Origin of the sequence: Pseudomonas sp. S32 (genome assembly GCF_016648095.1) — a bacterium.
GTDB classification, from domain to species: Bacteria; Pseudomonadota; Gammaproteobacteria; order Pseudomonadales; family Pseudomonadaceae; genus Aquipseudomonas; species Aquipseudomonas parafulva.
In genome coordinates this window covers 1-12,347 of record NZ_JACVVF010000023.1, presented here as the reverse complement: position 1 = coordinate 12,347, position 12,347 = coordinate 1, and the positions used below count along the sequence as shown (strand labels likewise).

The following is a 12,347-nucleotide window of genomic DNA, read 5'->3' as shown; positions in this document are numbered from 1 at the left end:
ACCGTAGTAGAGCCCGGGCCACTGAAGTGCACCACAACTGGTCAGACCGGTAAGGCCAAAAACCCTTGCATTGCAGAATATTTCGGGGTTTTATGACCACGCGCTGAACAAACCGGTAAGACCACAATAATTAAGTCCTGCGCTCTTTCGCCCCGTGCGGCTATCGAAGCAAGGACACCGATCAGAGATCACTTCCATGCTCAAATGGTGCTCGCGTTCGATCTTTCTTCAAGTCGTGTTAGGCCTCGCCCTCGGCGTCGTCTGCGGACTCAGCTTCCCCGACCTTTCCCTGCAACTCAAACCCTTGGGCGACGGCTTTATCAAGCTGATCAAGATGCTCATCGGCCTGATCGTCTTCTGCGTGGTAGTGAGCGGTATCTCCGGCGCAGGTGACCTGAAGAAGGTCGGCCGCATCGGCCTGAAATCGGTGATCTATTTCGAGGTGTTGACCACACTGGCCCTGGTTATCGGCCTGGTGTTCGCCTTCACCAGCGGGATCGGTACCGGTGCCAATATTCATCTGGACCAGCTGTCCAGCGCCGACGCCAGCAGCCTGGCGGAGCGCGGCCAGCACATTCATGGTGCCACCGCCTTCTTCATGGACCTGATCCCCAACTCGGTGGTCGGGGCCTTCGCCGACAACAATATCCTGCAAGTGCTGCTGTTCTCGGTACTGTTCGGCAGTGCACTCAACCTGGTGGGCGATTCGGCGGCCGGCATCTCGCGCCTGATCAACGAGCTGAGCCATGTGATCTTCCGCATCATGGGCATGATTGTGCGCCTGGCGCCCATTGGCGTATTCGGTGCCATCGCCTTCACCACCAGCAAGTACGGCCTTGAATCGCTGCAGCACCTGGGCGGCCTGGTAGCGTTGTTCTACCTCACCTGCGCAGGGTTCGTGCTGATTGTACTGGGCACCGTGATGCGCTTGTCTGGCCTCAAGCTGCTGCCCCTGATCAAATACCTGCGTGAAGAGCTCACCATCGTGCTGGGCACCGCCTCGTCCGACGCCGTGCTGCCACAGATCATGCGCAAGCTGGAGCATCTGGGCATCGGCAGTTCCACGGTGGGGCTGGTGATTCCTACCGGCTACTCGTTCAACCTCGATGGTTTCTCCATCTACCTCACCCTGGCCATCGTATTCATCGCCAATGCGACGGGCACGCCGCTGGAAATGACCGACCTGCTGACCATTTTGCTGGTGTCACTGGTGACTTCCAAAGGCGCTCACGGCATCCCAGGCTCTGCACTGGTGATTCTGGCGGCGACCTTGACCGCCGTGCCGGCGATACCGGTGGTTGGCCTGGTGCTGGTACTGGCTGTGGACTGGTTCATGGGCATCGGCCGGGCGCTGACCAACCTGATTGGCAACTGCGTCGCCACGGTGGCCATTGCACGCTGGGAAAAGGACATCGACCTTGAGCGGGCCAACAATGTGCTCGACGGCAAACCCGGCTTTGCACACACACCCCGCAAACAACCAGGCACCCATCAACAGGACTTTTGAAAGCGTGCGGCCGGCCCCCGTGCCGGCCCTCCAAGGAGCGAACTTTGATCAGCTCATCCACCGTCGTCAATTCAGTGGTTGAAAAACTGCGCCAGGCCCTGGCCAGAGGCCAATGGCGCAGCGGCGACATGCTGCCTGGCCAGCGCGAGCTGGCCGAGCAAATGGGCATCAGCCGGCCGAGCCTGAGAGAGGCGGTGACCGTTCTGGAAACCCTGGGCCTGGTCAGATCATTGCCAGGCAAAGGCGTACTGGTGCTCGAGGGTGAGGGTGCAGTTCAAGAACGTACCCTGGACACCGGCGCGGCGGCGAGCCTTGCCGATGTGCTGGAGCTGCGCTACACCCTGGAGCCGTTCATCGTCGGCCTGGTGGCGCAATCGGCCAACAGCCAGGACATTGGCCAACTACGCCTGACCCTCATGGACATGCGCGAAGCACTGGAGGCGCACGACAGCGAGGCGGGGGTAAAAGCCTACATCGCTTTCCACGAAGCGCTGTTCGCCCTTACCACAAACCCGATCTTCCAGAGCGTGGTGCAACAAACCGGCAACGCCCTCAAGCAGAGCGCCGACATGCTGCGCAACTCACCGGAGCATCTGGCAGCGCGGCTGAACGAAAATGAAGCCGTGGTGCGCGCCATACGCGAACGCAGCAGCGCGCAAGCCAGCGCGCAAATGCGACAGCACATTCTGGCAGAAGGGCTGCGTATGGGTATTGCCCTGAATGTACCCGATGAGCACCCGACCCCTTGACCCCAGGAGAGCGACGATGAACGGCGCCCACCCTTTGCCTGCCCTGCTTGCTGCAGGGGAAACCCGGCTCTCGGCCGAGCAGATCTACCCGCGGCTGTTCGATGCGATCCTCGAACAGCGCTTGCCGCCTGGCAGCCTGCTACCCGAACAGGCACTGGGCCATGCCTTCGGCGTCAGCCGTACGGTCATTCGCCGGGTACTTGGGCGCCTGTGCGACCAACAGGTAGTGGTGCAACGCCCCAGCCACACGGCACACCTGGCGGCGCCAGACCCTGAGCAGGCACGCCAGGTACTGAGCGCCCGGCGCTTGGCCGAAACCACCCTGATTACCCTGGCGGCCGAACGTGCCCGGCCAGCGCAGGTGCGCCAGCTTCGCCAGTTGGTGGAACGCGAACGCCAGCACCACGACAATGGCGAGCGCTGCGCAGCCATCCGGCTGGGCGGCGAGTTTCATCTCAAACTGGCGCAGGTGGCGGCCAATGCCCCGCTGGCGCGCTTTCTCAACGGGCTGGTACCGATGACCTCGCTGATCATCGCCCGCTACGAATCCCCCTGCTGCGACCACTGTGCATGGCAGGAGCACGCCGCGATCATCGATGCGGTGGAGCAAGGCGACGCGCCCGCTGCGCTGGCACTGATGCACAAGCACCTCGACCGGCTTGAAGGCAAGCTCCAACTGGGTTGAGCAGTGGGCGACGCCGGATCAACGCCGGATCAGGCAGGCGCCATGGCTGACGTCGGCAGGCCGAACAGCCGGTCGAATGCCCAGTTGTAGGCAAAGGTGTAGCACGGCACCAGGATGATGAACGCCATGTCTACCAGCAGCGCCTCCACAAGGGTCATGCCTAGCCACCAGGCAATCAGCGGTATCAGGTAGATCACCAGCGTCAGCTGGAAGCCGATGGCATGCACGATGCGCCTTGCCACACTGCGCCCACGCGTACGCTGGCGGCTTTCCCAATACTCGAACACCGTGTTGTAGATCAGGTTCCAGAGCATGGCGATGGTGGTGATCATCACCGCCAGCGGGCCAGTGTGGGACGCCTGGGTGTCAGACAGGTAAGCGAGCCCGAGCGTGGACATGCACAACCCAATCAACTCGTAGAACGTCACATACACCAGCTTGCGTTTCAGACCCTGCACAGCGCTTTCCTCCAACATCACGACATGATTGCGCGAAGTTTGCTTCACCCTGCTTGACAGTAAAAGTCAGCAGCTGTCAGATGAGCTGACAGGAGGACCCGATGAATTTTTCCAGCGACAATATTCAGCTGTTTCTGAGCGTACTCGACCAAGGGTCGTTCTCAGCGGCCGCACGCACACTCAAGCGCGTACCCTCAGCTGTGAGCATGGGGATTGGCAACCTGGAGGCCGAGCTTGGCTACAGCCTGTTCGAAAGGGGCGCACGGGAAGTGCGCCCCACCGCGCAGGCCTTGGCGCTGGAGCCGCATGCCCGGCTGATAGCCGAGCAACTTGGGCTGCTGCAGGTGCATGCGTTGGAGTTGTCGCGCGGGCTGGAAAGCAGCCTCACGCTGGCGGTAGCCCCTGATATCGATCACGGCCCGCTGCTGGCGGCCATCGCCCGGCTGGGTGAACGCTATCCCCTGCTGGACATCACCTTGCTCAGCGCCCCTCAGGAAGAAGCGCTGCAATTGCTGGACAGCGGTCGTGCAGACCTGTGCGTGGCCTTCGCCGGTTTGCAGGTGGAGGGCCACCGCGGCTTTCAATTCATAGGTGAAGAGTCGCTGGTAGCGACCCTGGCCCCCACTCACCCTGCCCTGGACGGCGGCGCCATACACTACCTGGAGGACCTGACCCGGGTACGGCAGATTCTGGTGCGCAGCCGCGACCTGCCGTTGGCCGACCCGCGCCCCTTGATCGGCGCCGCGCATTGGTCCACCGACAGCTTTGACCTTGCCCTGCAGATGGTCGAGGCCGGCCTGGGCTGGGGCGACCTGCCACTGTCCCGGGTGGCGCCATTGCTGGCCAGCGGCCGGCTGGTGAGGCTGCACTTTCGCAACACACGCAACGCGCTGCAGCTGCCGGTGCATATCCTCTGGCGCAAGCAGCAGCCGCTGCAACAAGCTGCGCGGCTGCTGATCGAACAGCTGGCAGCCTGCTGAACGCCGTTTGTCGAAACGCCCTTAAGAAATTTCCGTAGGTGTATCAACCTTTTACCGGGTGAGCCGATACCCCGGTCGACAGGCCCCACAGTGCGTCATGAGCGCACGGCGCCCTCCCCTCATTGGCTCAAGGTCTCGAAACATGAACCTGAAATTTCGCCACAAGATCCTGCTCAGCGCCTGCGGTGTCGTGGTGCTGGCATTCGCCCTGTTCACCCTCTACAACGATTATCTGCAACGCAACACCATCCGCCAGAACATCGAAGCTTCGGTGGAGCAGTCGGGAGCGCTGACGGCGAGCAGCGTGCAGAACTGGATGGGCGGCCGCATTCTGGTGCTGGAAAACCTGGCACAGGATATTGGCCTGCTGGGCGCCGGCAACGAGCTGGCTGGGTTGATCGAGCAGCCCTCGTACACTCGCAACTTCCTCTTCACCTATTTTGGCCAGGCCAACGGCAGCTTCACACAGCGCCCCGATGCACAGATGCCCGCAGGTTATGACCCCAGGCAGCGGCCATGGTATGGCGTGGCTGCCAGCGCAGGGCAGACTGTACTGACAGCACCCTACCAAGGTGCCGTAGGCGGCCTGATGGTAACCGTCGCCGTGCCCGTCAAGAGCAAGGCCAATGGCGAGATGATGGGCGTAGTGGGGGGCGACGTGAGCCTCGATACCCTGGTCGAAATCATCAACTCGGTCGACTTTGGCGGCATTGGCCACGCCTTCCTGGCAGACAGCACTGGCCAGGTGATCGTGAGCCCCGATAAAGACCAGGTCATGAAGAACCTGAAAGACATTTACCCCGGCAGCAACCTGCGGGTCGCTGCAGGTATGCAGGATGTCACCCTCAACGGCCAGGAGCGCCTGATTTCGTTTGCTCCGGTTGCCGGCCTGCCGTCGGCACAATGGTACATTGGCCTGTCGATCGACAAGGACAAGGCCTACGCCGCACTCAGCCAGTTCCGCACCTCTGCAATCATTGCCATGCTTATCGCCGTGGCGGCCATCGCCGCTGTGCTCGGCCTGCTGATCCCGGTGCTGATGCGGCCGCTGACGACCATGGGCCGTGCGATGCGCGATATTGCCGAGGGCGAAGGCGACCTCACCCGCCGCCTGGTGGTGCAGAACCAGGATGAATTCGGTGAGGTGGCAGCCTCCTTCAACCGGTTCGTCGAACGCATTCATGCGTCCATCAGCGAAGTATCGTCGGCCACGCGCCTGGTTCACGACCTGTCCGAGAAAGTGGTCAGTGCATCCAACGCGTCCATCAATGGCTCTGAAGAGCAGAGCATGCGCACCAACAGCGTGGCCGCAGCGATCAACGAGCTGGGGGCTGCGACCCAGGAAATTGCCCGCAATGCCGCCGATGCATCGCAGCACGCCAGCGGCGCTAGCGAGCAGGCCCATGGTGGCCGGGCGGTTGTCGAAGAGGCGATCAGTGCCATGACCGCCTTGTCGCAACGCATCAGCGAGTCCTGCGCGCAGATCGAGACGCTCAACGCCAGTACCGATGAAATCGGCAAGATCCTCGACGTGATCAAGGGCATCTCCCAACAGACCAACCTGCTGGCCCTCAACGCGGCAATCGAGGCCGCACGTGCAGGTGAAGCGGGCCGCGGGTTCGCCGTGGTCGCCGACGAAGTGCGCAACCTGGCACACCGTACCCAGGAGTCGGCAGAAGAAATCCACCGCATGATCACCAGCCTGCAGGTGGGTTCGCGGGAGGCCGTGCACACGATGAACACCAGCCAGGTGTCCAGCGAGCAGACGGTACAAGTTGCCAACCAGGCGGGCGAACGCCTGGCCAGCGTCACCCAGCGGATCGGTGAAATCGATGGCATGAACCAGTCGGTCGCCACCGCTACCGAAGAGCAGACAGCTGTTGTCGAAAGCCTGAACCTGGACATCACCCAGATCAACGCGCTGAACCAGCAAGGGGTGGAAAACCTTAACGAAACCCTGCTGCACTGTGACCAGCTGGCTCAGCAGGCCGGGCGCTTGAAGCAACTGGTGGGCAGCTTCAGGATCTGACCCAGCGGGGGTGGCGCAACCTGGCGCCACCCCTGGTTATAACCTAATAACGAACAAGTCTATTTGGCTATAAAAAAATCTATATGCTGGCTGCATCCGATAACGGGCAAAGCTGGGCAGTCGAGTAGCGTATGGATGTAGGTTCTTTTGGGTTCACCATTGCAGGGCTGGTTGTAGGCTTCATCGTCGGCATGACCGGGGTAGGTGGCGGCTCGCTGATGACCCCGATCCTGTTGTGGTTCGGCATCAACCCGGCCACGGCTGTTGGCACTGACTTGCTCTACGCGGCCATCACCAAGGCCAGTGGCGTGTGGGTACATGCGCGTAACAAGAACATCGACTGGAAGATAACGGGCCTGCTCAGCCTGGGCAGCGTACCGGCCGCAGCGCTGACCCTGTGGTTTCTCAGCACCCTGCACACAGACACCACGGCGGTGAACGCCATCATCAAGCAGGGCCTCGCTGTGGTGTTGATACTCACCGCGCTGGCGATCCTGTTCAAGTCCCGCCTGCAGGCCTTTGCCAGCCGCCATGCCGGCGACCATTATCACCTGAGCGACCGTAGCCTCAATACCCTGACCATCCTCACGGGCGTGGTACTGGGCGTGATGGTCACGCTTACGTCCATCGGCGCCGGTGCGTTGGGCACGGTGGCGCTGTTCCTGCTCTACCCTTTCCTGATTACACGTCGCCTGGTGGGCACAGAGATCGCCCACGCCGTCCCGCTTACCCTGGTGGCCGGCCTGGGGCATGCCGGCATGGGCAACATGGACTGGTCACTGCTGGGTTATCTGCTGCTGGGTTCGTTGCCAGGCATCTACCTGGGCAGCCATCTCACCGGGCGAATCTCGGACCGTGTGCTGCGCCCCTGCCTGGCTGCGATGCTGTTGCTGATCGGCTATAAGCTGGCGTTTTGAGGCTCAGCTGACCCGCAGGCGCCACTGACCGGTACTGGCGAGCTGCAGGCGCGATAATGGCAGGATGTCGATGCGCTGGGCTGCACTGAGTGGGCAGCCCAGCACCTGCACCAGCACAGCGCGTATTACCCATGGGTGAGTCACTGCCAACCACGCCCCAGGCCTGTCGAAGGTTACCAGCCATGCCGCCATGCGCTGGCACAGCGCAGCGAACGACTCGCCACCGTGCACCGTGCTGGCCGGGTCCTGCAGCCAGTCAGCAAGCGCCTGCGGTTGCTCTGCCTGCAACTGCTTCAGCGGCATCCCCTGCCAGTCACCGAGGTCGCAATCGGCCAACAACGGCGCTACCCGTGCGTGTCCGAACCTGCTTGCCGTTTCGCGCGCGCGCTGCTCGGGTGCTGTGATCACGTGTGTATCTGGCGGCGTCTCGAAGGCTTGCCAGGCTGACTGGACCAGGAGGTCGCCAGGTGCGGGCAGGCGCCCGGCCTTCTGCGACTGGGTCAAGGCATGGCAAACGAGGGTAAGGTGCGTGGCTTTCAATGCTGAGGTCTCGCGGAAACAAGCGTACGGTTTAGCACGCCTGCTGCCCGGACATCAAAGGCAGCCGCCCCAGGAGCGGGGCGGCCGGTGCGTCAGAAGTTGATATTCAATGCCATGAACAGCGCCCTGCCCGGCTGGTTGTAGGTGTTGGCACCAGAGGTGCTGGCATTGCCACCGCGCAGGATCTGCTTGTCGAAGACGTTGTTCACTCCAACGCGCACATCGTAGTTGGCATTGAATGCGTAGCCTGCACTGACATCCACCAGGCCGTAGGCGTCTACATCCTGCTGCGCACTGGCATCGTAGTCCTGTTGGGTGCGGTAGTTGTAGGATGGCGACTTCTGCTTGCCGAACCAGGTCCCCGCCACCTGCAACGACAGCTGCTCGGTAGCGCGCCAGTCCAGGGTGGTATTGACGGTGAAGCGCGGGATGACCGAGAGCGGCTCGCCGGTCTCACGGCTATGGTTGTCCAGCATCCAGGTGAGGTTGGTATTCCAGTCCAGGGTGGGCGTCAATTCGACGAAGTAGTTGCCCTCGATGCCCTCCACGCGCGCCTTGCCGGCGTTGTCCCACTGGGTCACACGGCTACCTGTGCCGAGGGTATACAGCACATCGGTATCGCCGATGATCTTGTTTTTATAGTCATTGCGGAAGTACGTGGCACTGGTGCGCCAGCTGCCTTGGTCGTATTGCAGCCCGATTTCCTTGTTGACGCTGATTTCAGGCTTGAGGTCCGCATTACCCTGCAGGTAGCAACCGCCCCGGTTGGTTTGCAGGACACTGCAGCCGTTGCCTCGGCTGTACAGCAGGTAATTGGGGTTCGACTGGTACAGGTTCGGGGTCTTGTAGGCCCGTGCGATGCCACCCTTGAGCGACAATGCGTCGGTCAGCTTGTGGGAAAGGTTAAGGCTGGGGCTGAAGTTGTCGCCGAAGGTTTCGTGGTGGTCGAAACGCAGGCCAGGCGTGACGGTCGTGTTGCCAACCACGATGTTGTCTTCGACGAAAAACGCATGGCTGCGGGCCGTCATCTTGGAGTTGCTGCGCTCGAAGCCGGCAATACTTCCACCCCCGGCAGGGTCAGAACTCTGCGGGCGTAACGAGCCTTGGTCATTGAGCGCCTCGTACAGGTACTCGCCACCCAGGGTCAGTACGTGTTCGGTGCTGCCCAGTGCAAACGGCAGGTTCACCTCACTGCTCAACCGGGTGTTGCGCAACCGCGACATGGCAGCGCCTTCGCCACTGGGGGCACCCTCCGTGCGGCCTGCAAGGCCTTCGTTGAGGCGCCAGTTACGGACGTACTCGTAGCCTAGCGAGGTTTTGCTAGTGCCCCAGGTGAAATCCCCAAGGTGCGTGAGGTCGTAGGTGCTGCGCTGCATGACATTGGTTTCATGGCCATACAGGCTGGACACAAAATCGACATCACCACCGCCGTTGCTGTTCATGGTATCGCCCGCGAACACATTACCCTGACGGCTATAGCCCGCACTGGCTTCGAGACGATGCTCATCGTTAAGCCTCAAGCTCGCCAGGCCATTGATGTCCTTGTTGCGCACACCTTCGCGGCCCGCCACCAACGCGCTGGTGGCGTGGCCGTCGTTGATGTCCAGGTCGTCGGCATCGGTTTTGGCCAAGCCCCCGTAAACCCGCAGGCCAAGGTTTTCGTTAAGGCCGCCGCTCAGGTTGAAGTTGGCCCGCCGGCTGGCGCCTTCGGCGCTGTCTTCAGGCAATTGGGTGTACAGGCTCACGCTACCCTTGAGTTCATCGGAAGGGCGCTTGGTGATGATGTTCACCACCCCGCCCATGGCGCCTGAGCCGTAGCGGGCGGCAGCCGGACCGCGCAGGATCTCGATGCGCTCGACTGCCTCGGCCGGCACCCAGTTGGTTTCCCCACGGGTGTCACGGTCGCCGTTCCAGCCATAACGTACCGCGTTGCGGGCGTTGGACGGCTTTCCGTCGATCAAAATCAAGGTGTTTTCCGGGCCCATGCCGCGCAGGTCGATCTGCCGGTTGTTGCCCCTCGCACCGCTTGCACTGTTACCGGTCAGGTTCACACCCGGCTCGCGGCGGATGATATCGGACAAGTCATTGGCAGGTGGATGGCGCTTGATGTCTTCAGCCGTGATGATCGAGGTGCCCAGTGCTTGCCGGGCCTCACGCTCGGCCGTGATCAGTGTGTCCTGAATCACCAGTGCGTTGTCGGCAGCTGGGGCATTCAGACCTTCACCCCTGTCGTCCGTCGAGGCGGCGGTGGCCATCACGGCCGGTGACACCAGCGAGAAAAGCACCAGGGCCAGGCTGTTGGGTGAAGTTCTGCACTGCATTGCTACATCTCCTGCTGTTCATGGGCGAAACGGCCCACCCGGGGTCACCGGGAGCCCTCGCCCACCGGCCCGCACTGCTCGAGTGGCCAACAGGGATGGAAAATACATTTATTCTCAATTGTGTTTATATCGTATTTACGAAATTTACACCTTTGCAACGGAACCTTCTACAAAGCTGCGACCAGCGCTCACAAGGGTTCCATGCCCCAGGCACCCTGGCCATCCAAGCGCAGTCGATGGGTATGCAGCCCGGCGAGTGTACTGCGGTGCCCCACACTGACAAGCAAAGCGCGTGGCATCTGCTGCCGAAGCAGGGAATACATGGCGTGTTCCAGGCCCTCGTCCATTGCCGATGTGGACTCATCGAGAAACACCACCTCAGGGCGATTGAACAGTACGCGTGCGAAGGCAAGACGCTGCTGTTCACCGAGGGACAGCACGTCCGACCAGTCGCATTGAGCGTCGAGCTGGTCGCGCAAGTGGCTCAGGCTCACCTGGCTCAGCACCTGCGCCACCCGCTGTTCATCACTGAGCGAGTAAGTGGCCGGGTAAGCGATGATGGTGCGCAGGTTCCCCAAGGGCAGGTATGGGCGCTGTGAAAGGAACAGCGCATGCAGGCCTGAAGGACGCCGCACCGCACCGTCAGCGTAAGGCCACAGACCTGCCAGCGCGCGTAGCAGCGTGGTCTTGCCGCTGCCCGAAGCACCCTGAATCAACAGTGCATGGCCAGCACGCAGGTCCAGATCGAGGTCTGAGATCAGCGGGATGCCGTCCGGGCGCCTGACCTGCAAGCCCTGGACAAGCAGCCCATCGGGCTGGTCGCTCACCTCGGTGCGGGGTAACGCCCTGGCCTGCTGGTTAGCATTTAAAAAGCCGGTCAGACGATTCAGGGTGGCCCGGTACTGGGCAAATGCATCGTAGGACTCACGGAAGAACGACAGCGAATCTTGCACCTGACCAAACGCCTGCGAGGTCTGCATCACATCGCCCAGCTTGATCGCACCACTGAAAAACCGGGGAGCCTGGAGAATGAAGGGGAACACCACTGCAACTTGGCTTACCCCCAGGTTGAAACCGCTGAACTTGAGGTTTCTGAAAACAAGCGCCCAGGCATTGAGGATCAACGCGCCGAACCGGCCTAGCAGCGTGTGTCGCTCAAGTGTGCCACCTTGATAGAAAGCGATGTTCTCGGCGTTCTCGCGCATGCGCATCAAAGCGTAACGGAAGTTGGCGGTGAGTTTTTCATTGAGGAAGTTGAGCTTGATGAGTGGCTTACCCAAGCGGAAGGCTACCCAGGTGGCCAATAGCACGTACACGTACACTGCAAACACCATGGCCCTGGGGATGTCGATACCAGAAACCGTCAGCGGCGCCGATAACCCCCAGAGGATGCCGGTAAAGGCGACCAGTGAAACCAGAGCGCTCACAGCCCCTAAGGCCAGCGTCAGGGAGCTGCTGACGAACACGCTGGCATCCAGTTCGATCCGCTGATCCGGGTTGTCCACGGGCTCACTCACGAAACGACCTCGGTAGTAAGCGTCGTCCTGGGTCCAGTCACGGGTCAGGCGCTCGGTAAGCCAAACCCTCCACCGGATGCTGAAAGCCTGGCTAACGTAGAAAGCGACCAACGAGCGCAGCACGTGAATGGTTGCCAGTATCGCGAACACGCCAAGCAGTGACCAGAACGCCGTTTGGTCAAGGCCCTGCAGCGCACTGTAGAAGCCGTTGTACCAGTAAGAAAACAGCACTTCCAGGCGGACCGAAAACAGCGTCAGTATCAGCAGCGCAGCGAAGCCCAGTAGGGGCTTCCAGCTGCGCCTGGGGTTGAAATACGGGCCTGCCACCTGCCAGAACTGCTGGCCCCAGCGCGCGTAGCGAACAGCCAGGGCCGCCGTGATGGCGAAGCAGGCGAACGTAATAAACGAGGCAATTGCAAGCCAGGTCAGGCTCTGTTGCAGGGCCTGGTGCCAGTTCATTTCCATGGTGAAGTACCCTTGCGGAGTTTCCGCGAGCGTAGCACCGGCCCGGCAGGCATCAGGCATAGATGACGCAGGTTTCATATTTGCGCCAGGGTTTAATAACCCACAAAGACAAAACCCCTACCTGCATACGCAGATAGGGGTTTTGCGAAATGAATCTTGACGATGACCTACTCTCACAT

At 61.4% G+C, this 12,347-nt stretch carries 10 protein-coding genes; 6 read left to right on the top strand and 4 right to left on the bottom strand.

Features of this window, described 5'->3' with window-relative positions; genetic code table 11:
* The first annotated feature begins 196 nt into the window (after window positions 1-196).
* The 3 genes from IAE38_RS14235 to IAE38_RS14225 are packed head-to-tail and all read left to right on the top strand — an operon-like array spanning window position 197 to window position 2,941.
* Window positions 197-1,507 (top strand): C4-dicarboxylate transporter DctA, encoded by a 1,311-nt coding sequence (locus IAE38_RS14235; RefSeq protein WP_028634547.1) that lies wholly within the window; start codon window positions 197-199, stop codon window positions 1,505-1,507.
* A gap of 44 nt (window positions 1,508-1,551) precedes the next feature.
* A complete protein-coding gene (locus IAE38_RS14230) occupies window positions 1,552-2,256 on the top strand; it encodes a FadR/GntR family transcriptional regulator (protein ID WP_201218091.1) in 705 nt (234 codons plus the stop codon).
* Window positions 2,257-2,272: 16 nt separating this feature from the next.
* Window positions 2,273-2,941, top strand: a complete 669-nt coding sequence (locus tag IAE38_RS14225; RefSeq protein WP_028634549.1) for a GntR family transcriptional regulator — start codon at window positions 2,273-2,275, stop codon at window positions 2,939-2,941.
* A gap of 29 nt (window positions 2,942-2,970) precedes the next feature.
* On the opposite strand, the gene IAE38_RS14220 is transcribed toward IAE38_RS14225, so the two are convergent.
* Window positions 2,971-3,399, bottom strand: a complete 429-nt coding sequence (locus IAE38_RS14220) for a PACE efflux transporter (RefSeq protein WP_201218090.1) — start codon at window positions 3,397-3,399, stop codon at window positions 2,971-2,973.
* Window positions 3,400-3,500: 101 nt separating this feature from the next.
* Between IAE38_RS14220 and IAE38_RS14215 the strand changes: the two genes are divergently transcribed.
* The 3 genes from IAE38_RS14215 (at window position 3,501) to IAE38_RS14205 (ending at window position 7,325) form a co-directional block, all read left to right on the top strand.
* The gene (locus IAE38_RS14215; protein WP_201218089.1) at window positions 3,501-4,379 is read left to right on the top strand and encodes a LysR family transcriptional regulator; all 879 of its coding nucleotides are present in this window, start codon (window positions 3,501-3,503) and stop codon (window positions 4,377-4,379) included.
* 142 nt (window positions 4,380-4,521) lie between these two features.
* Complete coding sequence (mcpA, locus tag IAE38_RS14210; protein ID WP_201218088.1) at window positions 4,522-6,408, top strand: methyl-accepting chemotaxis protein McpA; 1,887 nt, start codon at window positions 4,522-4,524, stop codon at window positions 6,406-6,408.
* 131 nt (window positions 6,409-6,539) lie between these two features.
* Window positions 6,540-7,325 (top strand): sulfite exporter TauE/SafE family protein, encoded by a 786-nt coding sequence (locus IAE38_RS14205; protein ID WP_028634553.1) that lies wholly within the window; start codon window positions 6,540-6,542, stop codon window positions 7,323-7,325.
* A 3-nt stretch (window positions 7,326-7,328) separates the two neighbouring features.
* On the opposite strand, the gene IAE38_RS14200 is transcribed toward IAE38_RS14205, so the two are convergent.
* The 3 genes from IAE38_RS14200 to IAE38_RS14190 form a co-directional block, all read right to left on the bottom strand.
* A complete protein-coding gene (locus tag IAE38_RS14200; RefSeq protein WP_201218087.1) occupies window positions 7,329-7,865 on the bottom strand; it encodes a histidine phosphatase family protein in 537 nt (178 codons plus the stop codon).
* Between the two features lie 92 nt (window positions 7,866-7,957).
* Entirely contained in the window at window positions 7,958-10,186 is a 2,229-nt protein-coding gene (locus IAE38_RS14195) for a TonB-dependent siderophore receptor (protein ID WP_201218086.1), read from the bottom strand.
* Window positions 10,187-10,374: 188 nt separating this feature from the next.
* On the bottom strand, window positions 10,375-12,168 hold the full coding sequence (locus IAE38_RS14190; protein WP_201218085.1) for an ABC transporter ATP-binding protein/permease: 1,794 nt from the start codon (window positions 12,166-12,168) through the stop codon (window positions 10,375-10,377).
* Window positions 12,169-12,347 lie beyond the last annotated feature (179 nt).

What these genes read in the sequence shown, in the direction of transcription:
- IAE38_RS14235 (WP_028634547.1), top strand. Translation starts at nt 197, where the DNA reads ATGCTCAAATGGTGCTCGCGTTCGATCTTTCTTCAAGTCGTGTTAGGC.
- IAE38_RS14225 (WP_028634549.1), top strand. Translation starts at nt 2,273, where the DNA reads ATGAACGGCGCCCACCCTTTGCCTGCCCTGCTTGCTGCAGGGGAAACC.
- IAE38_RS14215 (WP_201218089.1), top strand. Translation starts at nt 3,501, where the DNA reads ATGAATTTTTCCAGCGACAATATTCAGCTGTTTCTGAGCGTACTCGAC.
- mcpA (WP_201218088.1), top strand. Translation starts at nt 4,522, where the DNA reads ATGAACCTGAAATTTCGCCACAAGATCCTGCTCAGCGCCTGCGGTGTC.
- IAE38_RS14205 (WP_028634553.1), top strand. Translation starts at nt 6,540, where the DNA reads ATGGATGTAGGTTCTTTTGGGTTCACCATTGCAGGGCTGGTTGTAGGC.
- IAE38_RS14195 (WP_201218086.1), bottom strand. Translation starts at nt 10,186, where the DNA reads ATGCAGTGCAGAACTTCACCCAACAGCCTGGCCCTGGTGCTTTTCTCG.
- IAE38_RS14190 (WP_201218085.1), bottom strand. Translation starts at nt 12,168, where the DNA reads ATGGAAATGAACTGGCACCAGGCCCTGCAACAGAGCCTGACCTGGCTT.